Origin of the sequence: Caulobacter sp. SL161 (assembly GCF_026672375.1) — a bacterium.
Taxonomy (GTDB): domain Bacteria; phylum Pseudomonadota; class Alphaproteobacteria; order Caulobacterales; family Caulobacteraceae; genus Caulobacter.
In genome coordinates, this window is the sequence record NZ_JAPPRA010000001.1 from 310860 (window position 1) to 336958 (window position 26099).

General features: G+C 66.0%; 17 protein-coding genes, 3 tRNA genes and 3 rRNA genes. 8 read left to right on the forward strand and 15 right to left on the reverse strand.

All coding sequences use genetic code 11. The features are described 5' to 3' along the window. Positions 1–8 precede the first annotated feature (8 nt). A complete protein-coding gene (gene bioB, locus OVA11_RS01675) occupies positions 9–1034 on the reverse strand; it encodes a biotin synthase BioB (RefSeq protein ID WP_268065756.1) in 1026 nt (341 codons plus the stop codon). A gap of 84 nt (positions 1035–1118) precedes the next feature. Between bioB and OVA11_RS01680 the strand changes: the two genes are divergently transcribed. Beyond that, positions 1119–2597, forward strand: coding sequence for a CYTH and CHAD domain-containing protein (locus tag OVA11_RS01680; RefSeq protein ID WP_268065757.1), 1479 nt, complete (start codon positions 1119–1121; stop codon positions 2595–2597). A gap of 56 nt (positions 2598–2653) precedes the next feature. On the opposite strand, the gene OVA11_RS01685 is transcribed toward OVA11_RS01680, so the two are convergent. The 14 genes from OVA11_RS01685 to zapE all read right to left on the reverse strand — a co-directional run bounded on the left by OVA11_RS01685 (position 2654) and on the right by zapE (position 15806). After that, positions 2654–2730 (reverse strand) — tRNA-Met (locus tag OVA11_RS01685). A gap of 62 nt (positions 2731–2792) precedes the next feature. After that, positions 2793–2907 (reverse strand): 5S ribosomal RNA (gene rrf, locus OVA11_RS01690). A gap of 103 nt (positions 2908–3010) precedes the next feature. Then, positions 3011–5799 (reverse strand): 23S ribosomal RNA (locus OVA11_RS01695). A gap of 252 nt (positions 5800–6051) precedes the next feature. Next, positions 6052–6127, reverse strand: a tRNA-Ala gene (locus tag OVA11_RS01700). Positions 6128–6192: 65 nt separating this feature from the next. Beyond that, positions 6193–6269: transfer RNA gene (locus OVA11_RS01705), tRNA-Ile, on the reverse strand. Between the two features lie 171 nt (positions 6270–6440). Beyond that, positions 6441–7924: ribosomal RNA gene (locus tag OVA11_RS01710) — 16S ribosomal RNA — on the reverse strand. The 16S, 23S and 5S rRNA genes sit together here with 3 tRNA genes alongside, the layout of an rRNA operon. Positions 7925–8781: 857 nt before the next feature. Beyond that, positions 8782–9102: a 2Fe-2S iron-sulfur cluster-binding protein gene (locus tag OVA11_RS01715; RefSeq protein ID WP_096053187.1), complete on the reverse strand. Its 321-nt coding sequence runs from the start codon at positions 9100–9102 to the stop codon at positions 8782–8784. A 43-nt stretch (positions 9103–9145) separates the two neighbouring features. Further along, positions 9146–10384: an NAD(P)/FAD-dependent oxidoreductase gene (locus tag OVA11_RS01720; RefSeq protein ID WP_268065758.1), complete on the reverse strand. Its 1239-nt coding sequence runs from the start codon at positions 10382–10384 to the stop codon at positions 9146–9148. 128 nt (positions 10385–10512) lie between these two features. Then, positions 10513–11295, reverse strand: coding sequence for a succinate dehydrogenase iron-sulfur subunit (locus OVA11_RS01725; protein ID WP_268065759.1), 783 nt, complete (start codon positions 11293–11295; stop codon positions 10513–10515). A 7-nt stretch (positions 11296–11302) separates the two neighbouring features. Next, complete coding sequence (sdhA, locus tag OVA11_RS01730) at positions 11303–13090, reverse strand: succinate dehydrogenase flavoprotein subunit (protein ID WP_268065760.1); 1788 nt, start codon at positions 13088–13090, stop codon at positions 11303–11305. Beyond that, positions 13090–13545 (reverse strand): succinate dehydrogenase, hydrophobic membrane anchor protein, encoded by a 456-nt coding sequence (gene sdhD, locus OVA11_RS01735; RefSeq protein ID WP_268068871.1) that lies wholly within the window; start codon positions 13543–13545, stop codon positions 13090–13092. Before sdhD ends, sdhA begins: the two co-directional genes overlap by 1 nt. Continuing rightward, positions 13512–13919 (reverse strand): succinate dehydrogenase, cytochrome b556 subunit, encoded by a 408-nt coding sequence (sdhC, locus tag OVA11_RS01740; RefSeq protein WP_010921358.1) that lies wholly within the window; start codon positions 13917–13919, stop codon positions 13512–13514. The genes sdhD and sdhC overlap by 34 nt, the downstream gene beginning before the upstream one ends. 171 nt (positions 13920–14090) lie before the next feature. Next, complete coding sequence (locus tag OVA11_RS01745) at positions 14091–14678, reverse strand: NUDIX domain-containing protein (protein WP_268065761.1); 588 nt, start codon at positions 14676–14678, stop codon at positions 14091–14093. Positions 14679–14687: 9 nt separating this feature from the next. Continuing rightward, positions 14688–15806 (reverse strand): cell division protein ZapE, encoded by a 1119-nt coding sequence (zapE, locus tag OVA11_RS01750; protein ID WP_268065762.1) that lies wholly within the window; start codon positions 15804–15806, stop codon positions 14688–14690. 81 nt (positions 15807–15887) lie between these two features. Between zapE and OVA11_RS01755 the strand changes: the two genes are divergently transcribed. From OVA11_RS01755 to addA, 7 genes are read left to right on the forward strand one after another with little or no spacing between them, the layout of a single operon-like run. Then, positions 15888–16763 (forward strand): GNAT family N-acetyltransferase, encoded by an 876-nt coding sequence (locus tag OVA11_RS01755; protein WP_268065763.1) that lies wholly within the window; start codon positions 15888–15890, stop codon positions 16761–16763. After that, positions 16760–17206, forward strand: a complete 447-nt coding sequence (gene tsaE / locus OVA11_RS01760) for a tRNA (adenosine(37)-N6)-threonylcarbamoyltransferase complex ATPase subunit type 1 TsaE (RefSeq protein WP_268065764.1) — start codon at positions 16760–16762, stop codon at positions 17204–17206. The genes OVA11_RS01755 and tsaE overlap by 4 nt, the downstream gene beginning before the upstream one ends. After that, positions 17190–18281, forward strand: coding sequence for an N-acetylmuramate/N-acetylglucosamine kinase AmgK (amgK, locus tag OVA11_RS01765; RefSeq protein WP_268065765.1), 1092 nt, complete (start codon positions 17190–17192; stop codon positions 18279–18281). Before tsaE ends, amgK begins: the two co-directional genes overlap by 17 nt. Next, entirely contained in the window at positions 18278–19003 is a 726-nt protein-coding gene (murU, locus tag OVA11_RS01770; protein ID WP_268065766.1) for an N-acetylmuramate alpha-1-phosphate uridylyltransferase MurU, read from the forward strand. Before amgK ends, murU begins: the two co-directional genes overlap by 4 nt. Continuing rightward, a complete protein-coding gene (gene addB / locus OVA11_RS01775; RefSeq protein ID WP_268065767.1) occupies positions 19000–21990 on the forward strand; it encodes a double-strand break repair protein AddB in 2991 nt (996 codons plus the stop codon). Before murU ends, addB begins: the two co-directional genes overlap by 4 nt. After that, positions 21990–22550, forward strand: coding sequence for a hypothetical protein (locus OVA11_RS01780; RefSeq protein ID WP_268065768.1), 561 nt, complete (start codon positions 21990–21992; stop codon positions 22548–22550). The genes addB and OVA11_RS01780 overlap by 1 nt, the downstream gene beginning before the upstream one ends. Further along, a complete protein-coding gene (gene addA / locus OVA11_RS01785; protein WP_268065769.1) occupies positions 22550–26014 on the forward strand; it encodes a double-strand break repair helicase AddA in 3465 nt (1154 codons plus the stop codon). The genes OVA11_RS01780 and addA overlap by 1 nt, the downstream gene beginning before the upstream one ends. The last annotated feature ends 85 nt before the right edge of the window (positions 26015–26099 follow it).

A 26099-nucleotide genomic window follows, 5' to 3' on the forward strand; every position in this document is an offset into this window, starting at 1 on the left:
CGGCCGCCCTACTCCGCCGCCACCATCGCCGCGTCGGCCTTGGCCTCGACGCGGACGGCGCCGCCCATGGGCTTCAAATCGAGGTCCTGGAACAGGGCGCTGTCTTCGTCCTGGCCGGGCAGCGGGGTGGTGAGCAGCTTGCCGCCGACGAAGATCGAGTTGGCGCCGGCCATGAAGCACAGGGCCTGCAGCTCGCGGCTCATGCCTTCGCGGCCGGCCGACAGGCGGACCATGGACTTGGGGCAAACGATGCGGGCGACCGCGATGGTGCGGACGAACTCGATGGCGTCGATGGCCTTGCCTTCGGCCAGGACCTTGTCGCCCAGCGGGGTGCCGCTGACCGGGACGAGGCCGTTGATCGGCAGGCTGTCGGGGTGGGCCGGCAGGGTGGCCAGCTGGTGCAGCAGGCCGGCGCGATCGCGGCGCTGCTCGCCCATGCCGACGATGCCGCCGCAGCAGGTGCTCATGCCGGCGTCGCGCACATGGGCCAGGGTGTCGAGGCGCTCCTGATAGGTGCGCGTGGTCACCACGTCCTTGTAGTAGTCGGGGCCGGTGTCGAGGTTGTGGTTGTAGTAGTCGAGGCCGGCGGCCTTCAGGGCTTTCGCCTGATCGGCGGTCAGCATGCCGAGCGTGGCGCAGGTCTCCAGGCCCAGGGCCTTCACCTCGCCGATCATTTCGGTGAGCTTGGGCAGGTCGCGGTCCTTCAGCTCGCGCCAGGCCGCGCCCATGCAGAAGCGCTGGGCCCCGCCGTCGCGGGCCGCGCGGGCCTTGGCCACCACGTCGTCGGCGGCCATCAGCTTCTCGGCCTTCAGCCCCGTCTTGAAGTGGGCCGACTGGCTGCAATAGCCGCAGTTCTCGGCGCAGCCGCCGGTCTTGACCGACAAGAGCTGCGACAGCTGGATCTCGGAGGGATCGAAGTGGGCGCGATGCACGCTGGCCGCCTGGAACACCAGCTCCATGAACGGCAGGGCGAACAGGGCCTCGACCTCGGCGAGCGTCCAGTCGTGGCGGGGGGAAGCATTGATCTCACTCATGGCCGCGACGTTTGGACCGACACATGACGGTTGGCAAGAGTTCCGCTAGAGCAGTGGGCGACGGGTCGGGGAGACGCGCTTTTCATGGATCGCGAGATCGAGCTGAAGTTCCTGATCCCGCCCGAGGCGGCCGAGGCGATCCTGGGCGCCCTGGACGGCGAAGGCGCGGTGCGCCAGCTCGACGCCACCTATTACGACACCGCCGACCATGCGCTGCGCCGGGCGGGCTTTGGCCTGCGGGTGCGCGACGGCGAGGGCGGCCGCAAGCAGACCCTGAAATCGGCCTCGGCCGGCGGGGTGTTCTCGCGCGGCGAATGGGAGGAGACGATCGCCGGCCCCGCGCCCGATCGCGACGCTCTCGCCCGCACGCCGGTGGCCCCGATGCTGGCCGAGGCGACGCTCTCGCCGGTGTTCACGACGCGGGTCGAGCGGGTGATCCGCCTCGTCCGCGCCGGCGAGACGCTGATCGAGGTGGCGCTGGATCGCGGCCAGCTCAGCGCCGGCGACCGCCACGCCACGGTCTGCGAGCTCGAGCTCGAATTGAAGACGGGCGAGGCTGAGGCGCTGTTCGACCTGGCCCGCACCCTGGCGCGCCACGCGCCGCTGCGCCTGTCGATGATCAGCAAGGCCGAGCGCGGCTATGGCCTGGCGACCGGTGACGCGGCGCTGCGGGTTCGCCGGCAGACGGCGGCGCTGAACCCTGAAGCGTCGGTTGAAGCGGCGCTGCAGGCGATCGGCCAGGCCAATCTCGCCCACCTGTGCGCGGCGCTGGAGGCCCTGCGCGAGCGGCCCGAGCCCGAGAACGTCCACCAGGCGCGCGTCGCCGCGCGGCGCCTGCGGGCGATGCTGAAGATCTTCAAGCCGCTGGCGCGCGACGACGCGGCCGCGACGGCGCTGGACGCCGAGCTCGACTGGCTGGCCGGCGAGCTGGACGCCGCCCGCGATCTCGACGTCTTCGTCGGCGAGGTCTGGGAGGGCTCGGCGGCGACCTTCGAGGGCCGCGACGCCTTCGAGCGTGGCCTGAAGGCCGCCCGCGCCACCGCCTATCTGCGCATGGAAGCCGCTCTCGAAAGCCCGCGCGCGCGCGATGTCCTCCTCGAAGCCGCCGCCTGGCTCGAAGCCGGCGCCTGGACCAGCGAGCCCGCACTCGCCGAGCTCCGCACAATCGCCGCGGCCGCCTATGCCGCCGACCGGCTTGATCGTCTCCGCCGCAGCATGAAGAAGGGCGCCAAGCATTTTGACGCCCTCGACGCCCACGAGCGCCACCGGCTGCGCCTGAAGGGGAAGACCCTTCGCTACGCCGCCGAGGATCTGGCGCCGCTGTTCCCGAGCCACCCGCTCCGCGCCGAACGCTTCCTCGCCGCAGCCAAGGCGGTGCAGGACACCTTGGGCGTACTCAACGACCGCGCCATCCGCAGCGATGTGGTGAACAGCTTAGCCCATGGCGACGCGCCCCTCGCGCGCGAGGCGACGGCAGCGCTGCTCCAGCGCGACGACGACAAGCTTCTACGCGCCGCCCGCGAGGCGCTGGACAACCTGCTGGACGCCAAATCGTTCTGGTGATCGGGTCCGGAAACGAAAAAAGCCGCCCGAAGGCGGCCTCTTGTCGATCAGTCCACTGGGTGCGGGGACAGGATTTGAACCTGTGACCTTCAGGTTATGAGCCTGACGAGCTACCGGGCTGCTCCACCCCGCGTCAGGGTGTTTTGGATTGTGAGGGAGGGTTCGTGGACTTGTGTTTTGATATCCTTTTGGCGGACCTGGCGGCGACCTACTCTCCCGCGCCTTGAGACGAAGTACCATTGGCCCAGGGGGACTTAACGACCGAGTTCGGAATGGGATCGGGTGGGGAACCCCCGGCAAAGCCACCAGGTCAGCGAAAAGGATATCATCCAGCCTCTTTCGAGGCCGGAGATTGTGAAGAAGACATCAGTGTCTGAAGTAGAGCCATGCGTTTGCATGGGTTTGACTGAAGAACGATCAAGCCTATCGAGCTATTAGTACCGGTAAGCTCCATGCGTCACCGCACTTCCACACCCGGCCTATCAACGTGGTGGTCTTCCACGGCTCTCAGCGAGACCTTGTTTTGAGGTTAGTTTCCCGCTTAGATGCTTTCAGCGGTTATCTATTCCACACTTAGCTACCCTGCTGCACAGCTGGCGCCATGACAGGTCCACCAGAGGTGTGTCCATCCCGGTCCTCTCGTACTAGGGACAGATCCTCTCAAGTCTCGTACACCCACGGCAGATAGGGACCAAACTGTCTCACGACGTTCTGAACCCAGCTCACGTACCACTTTAATCGGCGAACAGCCGAACCCTTGGGACCTGCTCCAGCCCCAGGATGTGATGAGCCGACATCGAGGTGCCAAACTTTGCCGTCGATATGGACTCTTGGGCAAAATCAGCCTGTTATCCCTAGAGTACCTTTTATTCGTTGAGCGATGGCCCTTCCACGCAGGACCACCGGATCACTATGGCCGACTTTCGTCTCTGCTCGACTTGTCAGTCTCGCAGTCAGGCGGGCTTATGCCATTGCACTCGACGACCGATTTCCGACCGGTCTGAGCCCACCATCGCGCGCCTCCGTTACACTTTGGGAGGCGACCGCCCCAGTCAAACTGCCCGCCACGCCATGTCCCGGACCCGGATAACGGGCCGCGGTTAGACGTCAGCAACAATAAGGGTGGTATTTCAAGGATGGCTCCGCCGGAACTGGCGCCCCGGTTTCATAGCCTCCCACCTATCCTACACATGTTGCTGCTAACGCCAAGGCGAAGCTGCAGTAAAGGTTCATAGGGTCTTTCCGTCTGACCGCGGGAACCCCGCATCTTCACGGGGAATTCAATTTCGCTGAGCCTATGCTGGAGACAGTGGGGAAGTCGTTACGCCATTCGTGCAGGTCGGAACTTACCCGACAAGGAATTTCGCTACCTTAGGACCGTTATAGTTACGGCCGCCGTTTACCTGGGCTTCAATTCAGAGCTTGCACCCCTCCTTTTAACCTTCAGGCACCGGGCAGGCGTCAGACCCTATACGTCGCCTTGCGGCTTCGCAGAGCCCTGTGTTTTTGATAAACAGTCGCTACCCCCTGGCTTGTGCCACTCTCATCTGGTTGCCCAAAAGAGAGTCACGCTTATCCCGAAGTTACGCGTGCAATTTGCCGAGTTCCTTCAGCATAGTTCTCTCAAGCGCCTTGGTATACTCTACCTGCCCACCTGTGTCGGTTTCGGGTACGGTCTCCGTTGGAGTTATTTCCAGGGACCTGTTCACTGCCAGGAGCAATCCAATAAGCCCTGACAATTTACCAGATCCGTCACTTCCAACTGGTTCAGGAATATTCACCTGATTCCCATCGACTACGCCTTTCGGCCTCGCCTTAGGGGCCGACTAACCCTGCGCAGATTAGCTTTACGCAGGAACCCTTGGGCTTTCGGCGAGAGGGTCTCTCACCCTCTTTATCGCTACTCATGTCAGCATTCTCACTTCCGATACCTCCAGCAAGGCTCACGCCTCACCTTCGTCGGCTTACGGAACGCTCCGCTACCGCGTGCACAAAGTGCACACCCATACCTTCGGCGACTGGCTTTAGCCCCGTTACATTTTCCGCGCAGGTTCGCTTGACCAGTGAGCTGTTACGCTTTCTTTAAATGATGGCTGCTTCTAAGCCAACATCCTGGTTGTCAAAGCAAACCCACATCGTTTCCCACTTAGCCAGTACTTGGGGGCCTTAGATGATGGTTAGGGTTGTTTCCCTTTTCACGACGGACGTTAGCACCCGCCGTGTGTCTCCCGGATAGTTCTCTTGGGTATTCGGAGTTTGATTAGAATTGGTACAGCTCGCGCCGCCCGCATCCATTCAGTGCTCTACCCCCCAAGGAATTCGTCCGAGGCACTACCTAAATAGTTTTCGCGGAGAACCAGCTATGTCCAGGTTTGATTGGCCTTTCACCCCTATCCACAAGTCATCCGAGAATTTTTCAACATTCACCGGTTCGGTCCTCCAGTAAGTGTTACCTTACCTTCAACCTGCTCATGGATAGATCACCTGGTTTCGGGTCGTCATGCGACGTACTTATTCGCCCTATTCAGACTCGCTTTCGCTGCGCCTACACCTAACGGCTTAAGCTTGCACGGCACATGAAGTCGCTGACCCATTATACAAAAGGTACGCCGTCACCACGCGCGGTGGCTCCGACTGCTTGTAGGCTTCCGATTTCAGGTTCTGTTTCACTCCCCTTGTCGGGGTGCTTTTCACCTTTCCCTCACGGTACTTGTTCGCTATCGGTCATTGAGGAGTACTTAGGCTTGGAGGGTGGTCCCCCCATGTTCAGACAGGATTTCACGTGTCCCGCCCTACTCGAGTCTGTCGCTATTTGACGCTTACGGGGCTATCACCCACTATGGCTGTGTTTCCCAACACATTCAGCTTTATGTCACGACAGCACTGGCCTGGTCCCGGTTCGCTCGCCACTACTACGGGAGTCTCGGTTGATGTCCTTTCCTCCGGGTACTGAGATGTTTCAGTTCCCCGGGTTTGCTTAATGAACCCTATGTATTCAGGTCATTATACCTTGTCTGATCAACCGATCGTCGTCTCCGCCGAAGCGGAAACAAAGTCGGGTGACCATAAAGGTGGGTTTCCCCATTCGGAGATAGCCGGATCAAAGGGTGCTCGCGCCTCCCCGGCTCTTATCGCAGCGTGCCACGTCCTTCATCGCCTCTCAATGCCAAGGCATCCGTCAGAAGCCCTTATGCGCTTGATCGTTCTCAGCAAAACCCATGCTGTTTCAGCCCTCGCCGCATCTCGCGGGGAAGGCTGAGCCTGGGCTCTACCTTTAGTCAGACAATGATGTCTTCTTAAGTCCGCCCTTAAACCGGATCCGCATCCCAGGGGTGAGCTGCGGTCGGCGGGTGAACCCTGCCTTCACAATGTCATTTCGCATCAGCGCTGAGCGCTGCTGCAAACTTGTCATTCCAATCGCGAGATCAATCTCAACCCGCATCGTACGGGGAGATGGTGGAGCCAGACGGATTCGAACCGACGACATCCTGCTTGCAAAGCAGGCGCTCTACCAACTGAGCTATGGCCCCTCTCTTTAAAGAGATCTGGGTTAGCCAGGAGAGCTGGTCGTGATCCGAAGCATCAGAGGAAAGAGTGGTAGGCCTGGGCAGACTCGAACTGCCGACCTTACGCTTATCAGGCGTACGCTCTAACCACCTGAGCTACAGGCCTATGACGGCCTTCGGGGCGTCTGCCTCCGGGCTCGCGATCGACTTGATCCCTAACGGAACCAAGTGAGTGGAAAGAGAAACGAAGACGGCGGCGATCCGCTCATTTGTGGTCGTCTAGCGACCGTGTCTGGAGCCTCAATAAGCCCGTGAGAGCTTGGAGAGGCATCCTTAGAAAGGAGGTGATCCAGCCGCAGGTTCCCCTACGGCTACCTTGTTACGACTTCACCCCAGTCGCTGACCCTACCGTGGTCGCCTGCCCCCTTGCGGTTAGCGCAGCGCCTTCGGGTAAAGCCAACTCCCATGGTGTGACGGGCGGTGTGTACAAGGCCCGGGAACGTATTCACCGCGGCATGCTGATCCGCGATTACTAGCGATTCCAACTTCATGCTCTCGAGTTGCAGAGAACAATCCGAACTGAGACGACTTTTAGGGATTGGCTCCCCCTCGCGGGATTGCAGCCCTCTGTAGTCGCCATTGTAGCACGTGTGTAGCCCACCTTGTAAGGGCCATGAGGACTTGACGTCATCCCCGCCTTCCTCCGGATTAACTCCGGCAGTACGATTAGAGTGCCCAGCCAAACCTGATGGCAACTAATCGCGAGGGTTGCGCTCGTTGCGGGACTTAACCCAACATCTCACGACACGAGCTGACGACAGCCATGCAGCACCTGTGTCCCAGTCCCCGAAGGGAAAACCACATCTCTGTGGCGGTCCAGGCATGTCAAAAGGTGGTAAGGTTCTGCGCGTTGCTTCGAATTAAACCACATGCTCCACCGCTTGTGCGGGCCCCCGTCAATTCCTTTGAGTTTTAATCTTGCGACCGTACTCCCCAGGCGGAGTGCTTAATGCGTTAGCTGCGTCACCGACATGCATGCATGCCGACAACTAGCACTCATCGTTTACGGCGTGGACTACCAGGGTATCTAATCCTGTTTGCTCCCCACGCTTTCGAGCCTCAGCGTCAGTAACGGACCAGTATGTCGCCTTCGCCACTGGTGTTCTTCCGAATATCTACGAATTTCACCTCTACACTCGGAGTTCCACATACCTCTTCCGTACTCAAGACTGCCAGTATCAAAGGCAATTCCAAGGTTGAGCCCTGGGCTTTCACCTCTGACTAAACAGTCCGCCTACGCTCCCTTTACGCCCAGTAATTCCGAGCAACGCTAGCCCCCTTCGTATTACCGCGGCTGCTGGCACGAAGTTAGCCGGGGCTTCTTCTCCGGGTACCGTCATTATCGTCCCCGGTGAAAGAATTTTACAATCCTAAGACCTTCATCATTCACGCGGCATGGCTGCGTCAGGCTTTCGCCCATTGCGCAAGATTCCCCACTGCTGCCTCCCGTAGGAGTTTGGGCCGTGTCTCAGTCCCAATGTGGCTGATCATCCTCTCAGACCAGCTACTGATCGTCGCCTTGGTGAGCCTTTACCTCACCAACTAGCTAATCAGACGCGGGCCGCTCCAATGGCGATAAATCTTTCCCCCGAAGGGCACATCCGGTATTAGCTCAAGTTTCCCTGAGTTGTTCCGAACCAAAGGGCACGTTCCCACGTGTTACTCACCCGTCCGCCACTAATCCCGAAGGATCCGTTCGACTTGCATGTGTTAGGCCTGCCGCCAGCGTTCGCTCTGAGCCAGGATCAAACTCTCAGGTTGAGTTGACATTGACTTCAGACTTCCAGTCCCAGGGGAAAACCCAGGACCAGGTATCTGGTTTGCATAGTTTCTTGACGAGTTCCCATCACTCGATCGACCCGAAGGCCAACCGGCGTAATGGTGTCTTCTTCAAGAGACCGCATTCGTCAGCGTCAGTTGATGACCCGAAGGTCATCGCCAGAGCGCCGCCGCCTGCGTTTCTCTTTCCAATTCAACAATGTCAAAGACCCGAACCACCTCCCGGCGGCTCCATCGTTTAGCGCCCGATGTCGGCGGAGGCGGCTATCTATCCAACCTCGTTTTCCGTGTCAAATCGTTTTTTTCAAAACTTTTCGAACCGGAGCGGCGAAACCGGGAAACCCGGACCCACCAGAGCGGCCAGCTTCTAGAGAAGTCAGCCAATCCAGTCAACCGACTATTTTGAAGAAACTTCAAATCATCGAGTAACTAGACCTTACACCGCGCCGCTGAATTCTTGCGAAATCTTGGCGGCGATGTTCGGAGCGGCGCTTCTAAAGAGGCGACATTCCGAAGTCAACCAACTCTTTTCGGCTTTTTCGACGCTCCGGAAAACCGGGTATCGAAGAGACAAAAGAGGATCCCGGGGCCGCCGAAGCCGCCCTTGCGGATCCATCATCGAGTCGATTGGAGCGCGGTTTCTAGCGAAGCGACTGAACCGATGCAACTCCCTTTCGGGGGCCGCGTCGTCCGGTCGCGATGCCGTTCCGAGCGAGGCGGTGATCTAGTCGGCCAGCCGGCGGCTGGCAACCCCCTCGCGACAATATAACGACGCTCTTTTGACGGCGTCGTTAACAGACGCTTGCGGAGCCCGACCCTGCGGGCTCCAGCCGTACGCCTTAGTGCTGGCTCTCCGGGAGACGCACGATCAAGCCGTCCAGCGCGTCGCTCACCTTGATCTGGCAAGACAGGCGGCTGTTGGGTTCGACGTTCTCGGCGAAGTCCAGCATCGACTCTTCCATGGCCGACTTGTCACCGGTCTTATCGAGCCAGGCCTCGTCGACATAGACGTGGCAGGTCGCACAGGCGCAGGCGCCGCCACAGTCGGCGTCGATGCCCGGCACGTTGTTCTTCACGGCGCCTTCCATGACGGTCAGGCCCGGCTTCACGTCGATGACTTGCTCGGCGCCGTCGTGCTGGATGTAGGTGATCTTGGCCATTTGTTTCCCGTTACCCCTGGAAGGCTCTCTCTATGGGGCGACCTTAGGCCGCCACCTCTTTCATGGACACCGACGGATCGGCGAGCTTGCTGGCGTCGACTGGCGTGCGCTTGGCGATCAGCTGCTTTCCAGCCATGAACTCCGGCGGCGCGTTCACCGCTTCCACAGCTTGGACCAGGTCTCCCTTCAGATGGAAGACGGCGAACTTCGCCGCCGCCACGTCGCCGCGCACGACCTGCCGGTCGGCGTCGAAGGGCAGCCCGGCAATCTGCAGCTTGAGATCATACTGGTCCGACCAGAACCACGGCGTCTCGGGCGCCGGTCCCGGCCGGCCCAGAATCGCCGACGCCGCCTGCTTGGCCTGCTCGAGGGCGTTCGGCACGCTCTCCAGTCGAAACTGTCGGTCATAGAGCGGCATAGGACGGTGGCTGACATCGCCGATCGCGAAGATCGACGGATCACCGGTCCGCGCCTCGAGGTCGACCACCACGCCATTGACGGTGGGCAGGCCCGCATCCTTGGCCAGTTCGTCATTCGGGACCGCACCCACGCCGACAAGAGCGACATCGCAGGCCACGATCCGGCCATCGGTGAAGCGCACGCCCGTCACGTGACCATCCTGGCCCTCAAAGGCCGCGACGCCGGCGTTCAGCTCGAACGCGACGCCGTGCTTGCCGTGATAATCCTGGAAGAAGTGAGACAGCGTCTCACAGGCGACGCGGGCCAGGACCCGGCTCTCGCGCTCGATCACCATGGCGTGACTGCCCAGAGCGCGCGCCGAAGCGGCGGCCTCAAGGCCGACATAGCCGCCGCCGACAACGGCGAGGCGCTTGTCCGGGCCCAGGGCGTTCTTCAGCAGTTCAGCGTCAGCCGCCGTGCGGAGCGCCAGGACGCCGGTGAGGTCCGATCCAGGGATCGGCAGTTCGCGGGCCCGCGCGCCAGTGGCTAGAACCAGAAAGTCGTAGGGGATCACCTCCCCCGAGGCCAGGGTCACGGTCTTTTCGGAACGGTTGATCCGTTCGGCGACGCCGCCGAGACGCAGCATCACATGGTTGTCGGCGTACCAGTCGGCGGGCTTGAGCGAGAGCGAGTCGGCGTCCGCCTCCCCCTTCAGCCAGGCTTTGGAAAGCGGGGGACGTTGATAGGGCAGCAGCGGCTCGTCCCCGATCAGGACAATCCGGCCCTCGTGACCATACTGGCGCAGGAACGCGGCGACTGAACCGCCCGCGTGACCCGCGCCGACGATGACGACGCATGCGTTCTGATTGACGTTAGCGCTCAATGACGCCCTCCCTTTCGTCAAAAATGACGCCGGCGTCACCTATTGGCAAGCGCCTTCGATAGAGGCGGATACAGAATGGGGCGGCTCGTCTCCGAAGCCGCCCCATATTTATCGTCCTGGAGGAAGCGTCAGACGACGCGCTCGACCATCATCTTCTTGATTTCGGCGATCGCCTTGGCCGGGTTCAGCCCCTTGGGGCAGACCTGGGCGCAGTTCATGATCGTGTGGCAGCGATAGAGCTTGAAGGGATCCTCAAGGGCGTCGAGGCGGTCGCCGGTGGCCTCGTCGCGGCTGTCGATCAGCCAGCGATAGGCGTGCAGCAGGGCCGCCGGGCCCAGATACTTGTCGCCGTTCCACCAGTAGCTGGGGCACGAGGTAGAGCAGCAGGCGCACAGGATGCACTCATAGAGGCCGTCGAGCTTTTCGCGGTCCTCGGGGCTTTGCTTCCACTCGGTCTGCGGTTCGGGCGTGTCGGTGTGCAGCCAGGGCTCGATCGAGGCGTACTGCGCGTAGAACAGCGTCAGGTCCGGGATCAGGTCCTTGACCACCGGCATGTGCGGCAGCGGACTGATCTGGACGGCCTTGCCCGGCACCTCAGCCCAGCCGTGGGTGCAGGCCAGGGTGTTGCGACCGCCGATGTTCATCGAGCACGAGCCGCAAACGCCCTCCCGGCACGACCGGCGGAAGGCCAGGGTCGGGTCGATGGTGTTCTTGATGTAGAGCAGGGCGTCCAGGACCATCGGGCCGACGGCGTCGACATCGACGTCGTAGGTGTCCCAGCGCGGGTTGCCGCCCGTTTCCGGGTCGTAGCGGTAGATCTTGAAGGTCTTGACCTTCTTGGCGCCGGCCGGGGCGGGCCAGTGCTTGCCCGACTTGACCTGCGAGTTCTTGGGGAGTGCGAGTTCGACCATCGTACCCTCAGTAGACCCGTTGCTTCGGCGGGATGTAAGCGATGTCGTCCGACATGGTGTAGCTGTGGACCGGGCGGTAATCGATCTTCACCTTGCCGGTGTCGAGGTCGAGCCACGCCAGGGTGTGCTTCATCCATTCGGTGTCATTGCGATCCGAGAAATCCTCGCGGGCGTGGGCGCCGCGGCTCTCGGTGCGGTTGGCCGCGCCGTTCACCGTCACGACCGCCTGGCCGATCAGGTTATCGAACTCGAGGGTTTCCATCAGGTCGGTGTTCCACACCAGACCGCGATCGCTGACCTTGAGATCGGCCTTCTTGTCCCAGACGGCCTGCAGGCGCTTCACGCCGCTGTCCAGGCTCTCGCCGGTGCGGAACACGGCGGCGTCTTCCTGCATCGCCTTCTGCATCTCAAGACGCAGTTCGGCGGTGCCGGTCGAGCCCGAGGCGTTACGGAAGCGGTCGAAGCGCGCCAGGTGCGCGTCGGTCTGGGCGTCCTTCAGCTCGGGCTGCTTGGCGCCCGGCTTGAGGATCTCGGCGCAGCGCAGGGCCGCAGCGCGACCAAACACCACAAGGTCGATCAGCGAGTTGGACCCCAGGCGGTTGGCGCCGTGCACCGACACGCAGGCGGCCTCGCCCACGGCCATCAGACCGGGGATGACCTGGTCGGGGTTGTCGCCCGACTTGGTGACGACTTCGCCGTGATAGTTCGTCGGGATGCCGCCCATGTTGTAGTGGACGGTCGGCAGCACCGGGATCGGCGCCTTGGTCACGTCGACGCCGGCGAACACCTTGGCGGTTTCCGAGATGCCCGGCAGACGTTCGGCCAGGATCTTCGGATCCAGGTGATCCAGGTGCAGGAAGATGTGGTCCTTGTTGGGACCCACGCCGCGACCTTCGCGGATCTCGATGGTCATGGCGCGGCTGACCATGTCACGCGGGGCCAGGTCCTTCACGGTCGGCGCATAGCGCTCCATGAAGCGCTCGCCTTCCGAGTTGGTCAGGTAGCCGCCTTCGCCGCGGGCGCCTTCGGTGATCAGGCAGCCGGCGCCGTAGATGCCGGTGGGGTGGAACTGCACGAATTCCATGTCCTGCAGCGGCAGGCCGGCGCGCAGGGCCATGGCGTTGCCGTCGCCCGTGCAGGTGTGGGCCGAGGTCGCCGAGAAGTAGGCGCGGCCGTAACCGCCGGTCGCCAGGACCACCATCTGGGCCTGGAAGCGGTGCAGGGTGCCGTCATCGAGTTTCCACGCGGTCACGCCGCGGCAGACGCCGTCGTCCATGATCAGGTCGAGGGCGAAGTACTCGATGAAGAACTCGGTGTCGTGGGCCAGCGACTGGCCGTACATCGTGTGCAGCATGGCGTGACCGGTTCGGTCGGCCGCCGCGCAGGTGCGCTGGATCGGGCCTTCGCCAAAGTTCTTGGTCATGCCGCCGAAGGCGCGCTGATAGATCTTGCCGTCCGGCGTCCGCGAGAAGGGCACACCCCAGTGCTCGAGCTCATAGACCGCCGCCGGGGCGTTGCGGGTCAGGTACTCGATAGCGTCCTGGTCGCCCAGCCAGTCCGAGCCCTTGACGGTGTCGAACATGTGCCAGCGCCAGTCGTCCTGGCCCATATTGCCCAGCGAAGCGGAAATGCCGCCCTGCGCCGCCACCGTGTGGCTGCGGGTTGGGAACACCTTGGTGATGCAGGCGGTCTTGAGACCGGCCTGGGCGGCGCCCAGGGCGGCGCGGAGGCCCGAGCCGCCAGCGCCCACCACGACGACGTCGAACTTGTGATCGATGAACTTGTAGGCCGACATCAATAGGCTCCGGTCACGGTCAGGGCGACCTTGAGGATCGAGAAGACCCCCACGGCGCCGGCCAGCACGCAGACGAACAGGTTGCCGATCACCAGGGCGGTCTTGGTCGTGAAGCGCTCGATATAGTCTTCGATCACCACCTGCACCGCGCTCTGCAGGTGCACCAGGGCGGCGATCAGCAGCAGGCTCAGAAGAACCGCGTTCAGGGGCTGGGCCATCCACTGCACGACCACGTCATGCGGCGCGCGCACCTGCTTGAGCGCCGAATAGACGCCCCAGATCGTCAGCGGCGCGAGCGCCAGGCCCGAGACCCGCTCGGTGATGAAGTGGCTGACGCCATGACGCGAAGCGCCCATGCCCCGGGCGCGCGACAGCGGCGTGCGGAACTGCTGGGGCTGAAAGAGGTCTTTCTTGCTCATGATCAGAACGCTCCGATGCCGCCGGCGATGACCCAGGTGACGATCGTCGCCACCACCGCGAACGCGATGGCCATGGCGCCGGTCATGTCGGCCGTGCGCGGGGCGAAGCCCTTGCCGGCGTCCCAGAAGGTCTGACGGATCGTGTAGGCGACGTTGAAGAACACCGCGAAGGTCTCGCCCAGCAGCACGAGCTTGCCGATCGGCGAACCCAGCAAGCCGACATAGCTCGCATAGGCGTCGGGCCCGGCGGCCAAAGCGGCGGCCCAGCCCGCCAGGATCACGGCGCCGACCCAGAGGCCGACGACGCAGCCGCGGTGAAGGATCGAGCAGGCCATCGTGATGTGCCAACGCCACACCTGCAGGTGCGGCGACATCGGGCGCTCAGGCAGCCCCCGGCTCGTGTCGGTCATGAGAGGTCCAACCCCAGTAGCCTTTGTGCGTTGCGGGATGCTTTTAAGCGCGAGGGCGGGGGTGTCAATTAAACGGCGCCCTGTTGAGAAACGTTCGCAATTCTCCGCCTTTGCGGGTCGACGAGCGCATCCCAGCGCTTGAGGCGCAGGCCCTCGCCAACAACGGGAGGTCTAAGCCGTGCGCAGCACTGTAAGCGCCAGGTGCTGCAGGAGCATGATCGTCTTGGCGTCGCGAATGCGGCCGTCCGCGATCATGGCCAGAGCTTGCTCCATCGTCATCTCCAGGACCTCGATGTCTTCGCCCTCATCGGGGTGGCCTCCGCCGTCGCTGATGCGCATGGCCGCATCGTACTCGGCGACGAAGAAGTGCAGGATCTCGGTCACCGATCCGGGACTCATGAAGGCCTCGAACACCTTGCGGACAGCGCCCAGGCGGTAGCCCAGCTCCTCCTCGACCTCCGCGCGGATACGGACTTCGGGCTCGGCGTCGTCGAGCAGGCCGGCTGCGGCTTCGATCAAGAGGTCGTCGCAACCGTTCACAAAGGCCGGATAGCGGAACTGCTTGACCAGCAGCACCGTCCGGTTCTCGATGTTGTAGGGTAGAAGGACGGCGCCGTTGCCACGATCGTAGTGCTCGCGCGACTGAGTCTGCCAGGTTCCGTCCCGGCGCTTCCAGTCGAAGGTCGTAGTCCGCAGCACGTACCAGTTGTCGGAGAGCAGTCTGGTTTCGCGAACCCGAACCCGATCCTTGACCGACATCGCCGCCTCCTAGTCCCTGACTCGACCGACATAGTCGGCGGACCGCATTTCCTGCAGGCGCGAGACGGTCCGCTCGAACTCGAAGGCGCCATCCCCCTCTGGATAGAGCTGCTCCGGCTCGGCCTCGGCCAGCGCCACCAGCTTGACGTCGGCTTCATACAGCGCGTCGATCAGGGTGTTGAAGCGCCGCGCGGCGTCACGGCGCGCCGGGGTGAGGCAAGGCACGTCTTCGAGAAAGAGCGTGTGGAACCGCTCGGCGATCGCGAGATAGTCCTGCGGGCCGAGGGCTTGCTGGCACAGGCTGGCGAACGACGAACGCAGCAGGCCGCCCGCGGCGCGCGGCAGGCGCATCTTCCGGCCCAGCACCTCGAGAGTCGCGCCCGTTTCCGGCGCGCCATCCAGCATGTCGGCCCACAGGCCCTCGAACTCAGCCTGGGTCGCCTTGTCGTTGGGCGCCAGCCAGGTGCGGGCCGCGCGCAGGCGATCCAGGCGAAAATCGACCGGGCCCCGCACTGCGACGATGTCCAGCGCCGACTTCAGCATGTCGATGAACGGCAGGAAGAGCTGGCGGTTGAGGCCGTCCTTGTAGAGATCTTCCGGCGGCCGGTTCGAGGTCGCCACCAGGGTGACGCCCCGCGCGAACAGCGCCTCGAACAGCCGACCCAGGATCATGGCGTCGGCGATGTCGGTGACCTGCAGCTCGTCGAAGCACAGCAAGCGCGCTTCGCCGGCGATCCGCTCGGCGGTGGGCGCGACGGGATCATCGCCCTTGGACTGGCCAAAGCGCGCCTTGCGCGCGGCGGCGTCGCCCTTGCGCCAGGCGTCGATGTCGGCGTGGACCTCGGCCATGAAGGCGTGGAAGTGGATCCGGCGCTTCTTGGCCACCGGCGCGCTGTCGAAGAACAGGTCCATCACCATGGACTTGCCGCGACCGACGGGGCCCCAGAGATAGACGCCCCGCTGGCTTTTGGGCTTGCGACCGAAGAACGAGAAGCCCGGTTCGCCGGCGGCGTCGAGATCGGCTTCCAGGCGCGACAGGGCCTCCACGGCGGCGGCCTGGGCGACGTCGGGCCTGATCTCGCCCTGGGCCAGGCGCTCGCGATAAGCGGTGCGGAGAGAAGTCGGCATCAAGGATTGCGGTTAGCGCGTTCGCCGCGCCCGGAGCAAGAGGGCGCTGACAGAACCGATCGCCGCGCCTAAGCTCGGACCATGGTTCATGTTCCGGCCGCCGGGGCGGTCCAAGCGGGCCAAGCCGCCGATCCCCACATCATCGACACCCTGATCGCCGAACGCGCCCCACGCCTTACGGGCTCGCCGGCCTGGCCGCTGCTCAAGCCCGCTCTTTACCGCCTGCTCGACTATCGCAAGGCGCGGGTCATGGCTGAAACGATCGAGACGATGGGCGGCCAGGCGGCGCTGGATCATGTGTCGGCGCTTCTCTCGCTGAAGGTCGCCGTTCGCGGCCTGGACCATCTTCCGGCGGAGGGCCGGGTCGTGATCGTCGCCAACCATCCGACCGGCATCGGGGACGGCGTCGCCGTCTTTGACGCGCTGAAAGCCCATCGTCCGGATATCGTCTTCTACGCCAATGCGGACGCCCACCGCGTTTGCCCCCGCTTCGATGACGTGCTGATCCCGGTCGAGTGGGTCGAGGAGAAGCGTAGCCGCGAGCGCATGCGCCTGACCCTTTCGATGACCCGCGAGGCGATGGAGGCCGAAAAGGCGCTGATGATCTTCCCCGCCGGACGGCTGGCGGTGATGGATGCGGAAGGACGGCTGAGCGATCCCCCGTGGATGTCTTCTGCGGTCTCGATCGCGCGCAAGTACGGCGCGCCGATCACGCCGATCCATCTGGAGGGGCCTTGGTCGACGCTCTTCCACCTGTTTGGCCGCCTGTCGCGTGAGCTGCGGGACATCACCCTGTTCCACGAACTGCTGAACAAGACGGGGCGGCGCTTCTCGCTGACCATCGGGCCGCCCGTTGATCCGGAGCGCTTGCCCCGAGACGTCGAACAAGCCACCGAGGTCCTGAAGCGCTATGTGGAGCGCCAATTGCCGAACGAGCCGACGAGCCCCCTGACGTGAAGACCCTTTTCCTCGCCGATGAGGCTGCGACCCAGGCGCTGGGTCGGACGCTGGCCGGCGCCCTTCGTGCGGGAGACGCCCTCTGCCTGACCGGCCCTCTGGGCGCCGGCAAGTCGACCCTGGCCCGCGCCCTGATCCGCGCCCTGACGACGCCGGATGAGGAAGTGCCCAGCCCGACCTTCACGCTTGTTCAGTTCTATGAGACGGCGAAATTCCCGCTGGCCCATTTCGACCTCTATCGCCTTTCGGATCCCGACGAGGCCTATGAGATCGGGCTTGACGAAGCCCTCGACGGCGGCGTCGCCCTGATCGAATGGCCCCAGCGCCTGGAAGGCCGTTTGCCCCGGACTCGGCTCGATATAGACATCGCCCTCGACGGCGACGCCCGACGCGCCGTCATCGTGGCGCACGGCGATTTCGAAGGACGTGAACTTGAGCTCTGAACGCGAGGCGGCCAAGGCCGCGTTCCTGTCCGCCAACGGCTTCGGCGACGTTCGCCGCGAGTCGCTGGGCGGCGACGCCTCGACGCGCGCCTATGAGCGGCTGCATCGGGGCGAGCAAAGCTTCATCTTCATGGACCAGCCGCCGTCGCTCGAAACGGCGCCCTGTCCGCCTGAGGCCTCGGCGGCCGAGCGCGCGGCGCTGGGCTATAACGCCCTGGCGCGCCTGGCGGCGGGCCGTGTGGACGCCTTCGTGGCCTGCGCGGGATGGCTCAACGCCCAGGGCCTGTCGGCCCCCAAGGTGCTCGCAGCCGACCCCGCGGCGGGCCTGGCCGTGCTGGAAGACCTGGGCGATGATCTCTACGCGCGCCTGATCGAGGCCGGAACCGATGAGGCCCCGCTCTATGACGCCGCCATCGACGGCTTGCTGGCGATCCACGCGGCGCCGACGGCCCGGGTTCTGGACTACGGCGGCTCGAGCTGGCCGCTGCTGACCTATGACGATCTGGCCCTGAAGACCGCGCACGACATCTTCGTCGAGTGGCAGCCCAAGTTTCGCGACATCACCTTCGACGATGCGGCCTTGGCCGAATGGGAAGCGATCTGGGCTCCGATCCGGGCCAAGGGCGAGGCCGGCGCGACGGTCTTCTGCCACCGCGACTATCACGCCGAGAACCTGATCTGGCTGCCGCAGCGCGACGGCGCGGCGCGGGTCGGCATGCTGGACTTCCAGGACGCGGTCCTGGCGCATCCGGCCTGGGACCTGTCGATGCTGCTGCACGACGCCCGCCGCACCGTCTCGCCGCAGCGCGAAACCGCGTGCCTCGAGCGCTATCTCGCCGCCTGCCCCGAGTTGGACCGCACGGCCTTCCTGGCCGACTACCATGCGCTGGGCGCGCTCAACATCATCCGCATCCTGGGCATCTTCGCCCGCCTGGTGACTCGCGACGGCAAGCCCCGCTACGCCGACTTCATCCCGCGTCTCTGGGTCTATCTGGACGTCTGCTTCGCTGATCCGGCCCTGGCTGACCTCAAGGCGTGGTTTGATCGCTACGTGCCCGTGGAGACGCGCCGATGAGCGGTCCGAAAGTCGCCATGGTGCTGGCCGCAGGGCTCGGCACCCGCATGCGCCCCCTGACCAACGATCGCCCCAAGGCCCTGGTCGAGGTCGCCGGCAAGGCGCTGATCGATCACATGCTGGATCGCCTGGTCGCGGCCGGCGTCGAGACCGCCGTGGTCAATGTCCATTACTTCGCCGATCTGGTGGAGGCCCACCTGCGGGCCCGCGAGGCCCAGGGCCTCGCCCCCCGGATCGTCATCTCCGACGAGCGCGCCCAGGCGCTGGAGACCGGCGGCGGCATCAAGCACGCCCTGCCCCTGCTGGGCGAAGGGCCGGTGTTCGTCGCCAATATCGACTCGATCTGGATCGAGCACGCCGGCGCCGCCGTCGACGCGGTGGCCGCCGCCTGGGATCCGGCGCGAATGGACGTGTGTCTGATGCTGGCCTCGACCACCGGCTCGCTGGGCTTCCACGATACGGGCGATGTGTTCCTCGGCGCCGACGGCATCGTGCGTTTCAAGGACGCCGGCGAGATGGCGCCGCTCGTCTATGTCGGCGTGCATATCTGCAAGCCTGCGATCACCGCCGATGGTCCCGAAGGACCGTTCTCGCTGTTGCCGCTCTGGAAGCGCCTAGCCGCCGACGGCCGGGTCCATGGCGTCGCGCCCGAGGGCCTCTGGATGCATGTCGGCGATCCGCAGGCCAAGCTGGCCGCCGAAGCTAGGCTCGCCGAGGCATGAGCGGGTCCGCGCCGTTCTTCGAGCGAGAAGGGCCGCGCTGGTACTCGATCCCGGCCCACCGCCCCTTCGTCGACGATCTGGCGCGGGGCTTGTTGAACACGCTGGAGCCGCTGGGCCCCGAAGCCCTGCCACGCGCCACCGTGCTGACCCCGACCCGCCGGGGCGCGCGAGCCCTGGCCGACGCCTTCCTGGCCGTCGGCGGCGGGCGGGCGCTGCTGTTGCCGCAGATCCGGCCGCTGGGCGATCTGGACGAGGGCGAACCGCCGTTTGAGCCGGGCGAGCTGTCGCTGACCCTGCCGCCGGCGATCTCGTCGCGGCGGCGGCGCTTCGAACTGGCGCGGCTGGTGACCGACCACGGCGATAAGCTGTCGTTCAAGCCTGGCCCTGTTCAGGCGCTGGAACTGGCCAAGGCGCTCAGCGAGTTTCTCGACAGCTGCCAGATCGAGGAAGTGAATTTCGACGACAAGCTGGACGGGCTTGCCGAGGGTGATCTGGCCCAGCACTGGCAGGTCTCGGCCCGGTTCCTGCGATCCGTGCTGAGGGCCTGGTCCGCACGCCTGAGTGATCTTGGTCTGATCGATGTCTCCGAACGCCGCGTGCGCCTGCTGCGGGCGCTGGAGGCGCAGTGGCGCGACAACCCGCCGACCGAGGTGCTGGTCGCCGCCGGTTCGACCGGCACCGCGCCCGCGACCGCCGACCTGCTACGCGTCATCGCCGCCGCACCCAAGGGGGCCGTGGTGCTGCCGGGTCTCGACGAGGATCTCGCCGACACCGCCTGGGCCCAGATCGAGGGCTCCCAGGGCGAGCAGCATCCGCAGGGGGCGATGAAGCGCCTGCTGGATCGCGCCGGCGTCTCGCGCGCCGAGGTCCGCGTCTGGGTTCCCGAGGTCGACAGCCGCGGCCGCTGGCGCCGCCGCATCGTCAACGAGGCGCTGCGTCCCGCCGAGGCGACCGCCGACTGGCTGAGCCAGATCGCCGCCCTGCGCGCCGAGGCGCCGGAGCTTGATCCCGTCGCCGAAGGGCTGAAGGGGTTCTCGGTCATCGCCGCCCGGGCCGAGGAAGAGGCCGCCGGCGCCTGCGCCCTTCTGCTGCGCGAAGCGCTTGAGGATCCCGCCCGGACCGCCGCCCTGGTGACGCCGGACCAGACCCTGGCGCGCCGGGTCATGACCCGCCTGCAGCGGTGGGGCGTGATCCCCGACAGCTCGGCCGGCGCGCCGCTGGCGGCCGCCGGCTCCGCGATCCTGGCCCTGCACTTGGCCCGACTCGTCGAGGAGCCGCTCAACCCCGTCCGCCTGCTGGCCTTCGCCAAGCACCCGCTGGTTCTGGGCGAGGACGAACCCCCGGCCGCCGTTCTGCTTGAGCGCAAGGGCCTGCGCGGCGCCGCGCCCGGCTCGGCCGACGTCCTTCGCGCCCGCCTCCGCGACGCGCCGGACGCCCTGGCCTTGGCCGAGCGCGTGCTGGCCGCGGTGGACCACGCCGCGGCGCCCTATGGCGGCGGCGCCCGCGCCGCCCCGGCCCGCGCGGCCCAGGCCCTGGTCGAGGCGCTGGAGTCGCTGATCGCGCCCCATCGTCTTTGGGCCGGGAACGCCGGCGAGTGCCTGGGCACGCTGATGGCCGCCCTGATCCAGGACGGCGAGCCCCTGCCCGACGCCTCGCCCCAGGCCTTCGCCGACATTCTCGACCGCCTCGTGAACGAAGAGACCGTGCGCGTCGGCGGCGCGACCCATCCGCGCCTGCGCATCCTCGGGGCCATCGAGGCGCGGCTGGTGCGCGCCGACCGCCTGGTGCTGGCCGGCCTGGAGGAAGGCGTCTGGCCGCAGGGCGCACCGATCGATCCGTTCCTGTCGCGGCCGATGCGCCAGCGCCTGGGCCTGCCGCCGCCCGAACGCCGGATCGGCCTGACCGCCCACGACTTCGCCCAGGCCGCCAGCGCGCCGGACGTCGTTCTGGTCCATTGCGAGCGGCGCGGCGGCGCGCCCGCCGTCGAGTCGCGCTGGCTCTGGCGCCTGAAGACCCTGGCCGCCGGCGCAGGCCTGGCGCTGCCGCGCCGCGACGACGTGCTGGACTGGGTCCGCGCCATGGACGCGCCAGGCCCCTACGCCCCCATCGGCCGCCCCGCGCCCAAGCCGCCCGTCCAGGATCGTCCGCGCAAGATGGCCGTCACGCGCGTCGAGGCCCTGACCCGTGACCCCTACGCCGTCTGGGCGCGTGATATCCTGAAACTCTACCCGCTGGAGCGTCCCGACGAGCCGGTCGAGGCCCGGGCGCGCGGCACGGCCATCCACGCCGCTTTCGAGCGGTTCGCCGAGCTCTATCCCGACGCCGTCCCGGCCGAAGCGGCGTCAGCCTTCGAAAAGCTCTATGTCGACGCCCTGGTCAGCGCCGGCATGCCGCCCACGGCCCTGGCGCGCGAGAAGGCCCTGGCCCGCGAGGCGGCCCTTTGGGTCGCTGACTGGGAGCGCCAACGCCGCACCCATGTCCGACGCATTGTCGTCGAGGCCGAGGGCAAGCTTGAGCTGGCCATCAACGGCCGTCCGTTCACCCTGACCGCCAAGGCCGACCGTATCGAGCCGACGCCGGACGGAACCGCTCACATTCTCGACTACAAGACCGGCGCTGCGCCGTCCCAGAAGCAGGTCGACACCGGCTTTTCGCCACAGCTGACCCTGACGGCGGCGATCCTGATGAACGGCGGGTTCCCTGATCTTGGCAAGCCGACGCCCGGCGACCTGACCTATGTCCGCGTCACGGGTCGACGCCCCGCCGGCGAGGAGCAGATCCGGGCCAAGGGCGACGGCGAAAGCCAGGACGCTGCGCGAAAGGCGCTGGAGGGCCTGTCGTCCCTGATCGCCCGCTACGATGACCCCGACGAGCCCTATCGCTCGCGGGTCGCGCCGCAGTTCGTCAAGGAGCACCCCGGCGACTATGCGCACCTGGCGCGGGTGTTCGAATGGTCGACCAGCGGCGACGATGGAGAGGGCGAGTAATGGGCCTGGGCATCGTCGTCATCTTCTACCTGCTGGTTTCAGGCGCGCTGTTCGTCTGCGCCGCCGTTGTCTGCTGGATTGTCGGTTTGCTGCTACGCGGTAGGCATCGCTGGCTGCGCCCCTGGTTGATGGCGGCGCCCGTCCTAGTCGGCGCCGCGCCGACCGCCCTGCTCGTCGCGGGCCTGCTGTGGGCGAACCTAGCCCCGCCCAGCGTCCGCTTCCACGACGTCTTTGACGCTTGGCCAGGCCAGGGCGTCCGTGATCTGAAGGCCCACAGCGTCGGCACGAACGACGCCGAGTGGATCGACCTGGCCTTCGCCGCTGACGAGGCGACCAGCGCCTCCCTGGTCCGTCCGCCTTTCCGCAAGATCGAAGATGCGCGGGAAATCGCGAACGTCCTCCCCTTAGCCGGCGATGGCCCGCCTCCCTGGTGGACCGCCCATCGCTGCCCCAACCGCGAAGTCCATCTCGCCCGCCACCTGCGGGCCTGGGACGAGGTCATCGTCACCCGCTGCTGGACCGACGGTCGCGTCTATGTGCAAGCCCGGTGGATCGATTGATGGCCTACGACCCCCAGCGCATCGCCGCCGATCCGACGATCTCGGCCTTCGTCACCGCCAACGCCGGTTCGGGCAAGACCAAGACTCTGATCGACCGCGTCGCCCGTCTTTTGCTGGCCGGGGTCGAGCCGCAGGCGATCCTGTGTGTGACCTACACCAAGGCCGCCGCCGCTGAGATGCAGCGGCGCCTGTTCGACCGGCTGGGCAAGTGGTCGGTGACCAGCGACGCCGATCTGCGCGCCGAACTGGTCAAGCTGGTCGGCGAGGCCGACGCGCGCTACGACGCCAAGAGCCTGTCCGACGCCCGCGCCCTGTTCGCCAAGGCGCTGGAGACGCCGGGCGGCTTGAAGATCCAGACCATCCACGCGTTCTGCGAAAAGCTGTTGCGGCGGTTCCCGCTGGAGGCCGGGGTCTCGCCAGGCTTCACCGTGATGGACGACCAGGCCGGCGCCGCCATCGCCCGCGCCGCCCGCCGCGCCGTCACCGCCTGGGTCGACAGCCATGACGACGCCTTTTCAGAGGCCTACGCCCGCTTCTCGATCGCCCTGGATTTCCAGAGCTTCGAGGCGATGTTCGCCGGTTTCGAGGCCCGGCGCGGCCAGATCATGGCCTATGTCCAGCGCTGCGGCGGCCTGGCCGGCGCGATCGCCGACGCCTGGGCGCGTTGCGGCTTTGACGCCCCGACCTCGGCCGAAGACCTCGTCGTCAGGGCCATGGCCCGCCTCGACCTGCCGGTCTGGCGCGCCGCTGCGACCGTGCTGTTCGACAGCGGCGGCAAGCAGGACGCCAAATACGCCGAGGCCCTGGCCGCCGTCGCCCGCGATCCCGCCGCCACGCTGGACCTCGCCCTACGCGCCCTCTTCACCGAGGGCGGCGAGGGCACGCCCGCGACCTGGCCGGCCAAGACCTCGGGCCTGAAGAGCCGCGAGGACCTGCGCGAGGCCCTCTTGCTGGAGCAGGCCAAGCTGGAGGCCGCCCGCGAACAGGTCCGCGCCGCCAGGGTGGCGGAAGACACGCAGAACGCCCTGCTGCTGGCGGGTCTCTATATCGAGCGTCACATGGCCGAGAAGGAGGCGCGCGGCGCGCTCGACTTCACCGACCTGATCGACAAGACGCGGCTTTTGTTGACCGAGAAGGTCGAGGCGGCCTGGGTGCTCTACAAGCTGGACGGCGGCATCGACCACATCCTGCTGGACGAGGCCCAGGACACCGCCCCCGAGCAATGGGAGATCCTGCGCGCCCTGACCGCCGACTTCTTCGTCGGCGAGACGTCCGAGGGCTGGAGCGGACGCCGCGCCGAGCGGACCCTGTTCGTGGTCGGCGACGAGAAGCAGTCGATCTACTCGTTCCAGGGCGCGGACCCGACGCGGCTACTGGAAGAGACCCAGGGCTATATTTCCCGGATCGAAGCGGTCGGCGCGATCGGCAAGGGCGTGCCACTGACGGTCTCGTACCGCTCGACCCACGAGGTCCTGAGCTTCGTCGACGCCCTCTTTTCCGATCCGGACACCCGCGAAGGGGTGCCGCCCCCCGTCGGTCAGGACCTGGTCAGCCACGAACTCTTCCGCCACGGCCATCCCGGCTGCGTCGATCTCTGGCCGCTGACCCGCGAACTGCCCGGCGAGGAGCGCGAGGCCTGGGAGAAGCCGCTCGACGAGGAGAGTGAGCGCAGCGCCAATCGCCGTCTGGCCGAAGCGATCGCCGCCGAGACCAAGGCGATCCTGGATCGCGGCGATGCGGTGTTCGACAAGGACCTGGGCCGGCATCGCGCCGCCCACGCCGGCGACATTCTGGTCCTCGTCCGCCGCCGCAAGGTCTTGTTCGAGGAGATCATCCGCGCCCTGAAGCGGCGCGGCGTGCCGGTGGCGGGCGCCGATCGTCTGTCGCTGTCCAGCCATATCGCCTTCGAAGACTTGCTGGCCCTGGGCCGGTTCATCCTGTTCCCCGAGGACGATCTGACCCTGGCGGCCCTGCTGAAGACGCCGTTCTGCGAGCTTGGCGACGATGACGTCTATGCGCTGGCCAAAGGTCGCCGGGCGACACTTTGGGCCGAATTGATGCGCCGGGCCGAGGAACGCCCTGAATGGACCGCCGCCCGCACCGTGCTCGACTGGGCGCTGACCGAGGGACGCCGCCGCCAGCCGTTCGAGTTCTACGCCGGCTGGCTGGGCCTGACCGACGCCGACGGCCGCTCGCACCGCGCCAAGGTCCTGACCCGGCTGGGCGCCGAGGCCGAAGAGGCGCTCGATGAGTTCCTGGCCCAGGTGATGGAGGCCGAGCAACGCGGCGTTCGCGACCTGGAGGCCCTGGTCGCCGACTTCGCGGCGCTGGACATCGTGGTCAAGCGCGAGATGGAAGGCGCTCGTCGTGAAGTGCGGGTCATGACCGCCCACGGTTCGAAGGGCCTGGAGGCGCCGATCGTCTTCCTGCCCGAGACCACCGTCAAACGCGGCGCCGGCGGCTCGCCGCTGCTGGTCACCGAGGACGGGGCCCTGCTGTGGTGTGCGTCCGGTAAGGGCGACTGCGCCGCCTCGGCAAAGGCCCGCAAGCTGCGCGAGGACAAGGAAGCGCAAGAGGCCCTGCGCCTGCTCTATGTGGCCCTCACCCGGGCTCGCGAGCGCCTGATTCTGTGCGGTCGTATCGACGCCCGCACCAAGGACGACAAGGTCGGCGGCTGGTACGCGGCCGCTCGCGCCGCCTTCGCCCATCCCGACATCGCGCCGGGCGTCAGGACGATCGGCGAGAGCGACACGGCGTTCCTGCGCTACGGCCCCGATCCGCTCAGCGCGCCGAGGCTTGACCTCGCCGCCACCGCTGTCGCCGACGCGCCGAGCTGGATCCTGGTGCAGGCCGCGCCCGAGCCCGCCGCCGCCCGCTACGCCGCGCCGTCGCGGCTGGAGGACACCGCCCGCGTTCCCGCCCCCTCGCCCCTGGCCAGGATCGCCGGCCTTGGTCGCTATCGGCGCGGCGAGCTCATTCACAAGCTTCTCCAGCTGCTGCCGGACCTGCCGCCGGATCAGCGCCCCGACGCGGCGCGGCGCATCCTGGCGGCCGAGCGCGACCTGACCGACACCCAGCGGACCGAGATGGCCGGCGCGGCGTTCGGGGTCCTGGAGGATGCGCGGTTCGCGGCGGTGTTCGGGCCCAATTCGCGCGCCGAGGTCGCCCTGGCCGGGACCAGCGCCCATCTGCCCCAGGGCCTCGCCGTCTCCGGCCGAGTCGACCGCCTGGTGGTCGATGACGACCGCGTGCTGGTGGTGGATTACAAGACCAACCGCCCCTCACCGGATCGGATCGAGGACGCCGACACGGCCTATCTGGCCCAGATGGCGGTCTATGCGGCCGTGCTGCGCGAGGTCTTTCCGGGCCGCACTGTGGAGGCGGCGCTGGTCTGGACGGACGGTCCCAAACTGATGCCCGTTCCAGAAAAGGTGATGGCCCTGGCTCTGGCGCGGCTGGCTTAATCCCGTTGCCGGACGCGCCCGGTCCTCCTACATCTTGGCCAACCGCCCGGAAGCTTCCGGGCCTGAACCCTATTGCGTCCTCCGC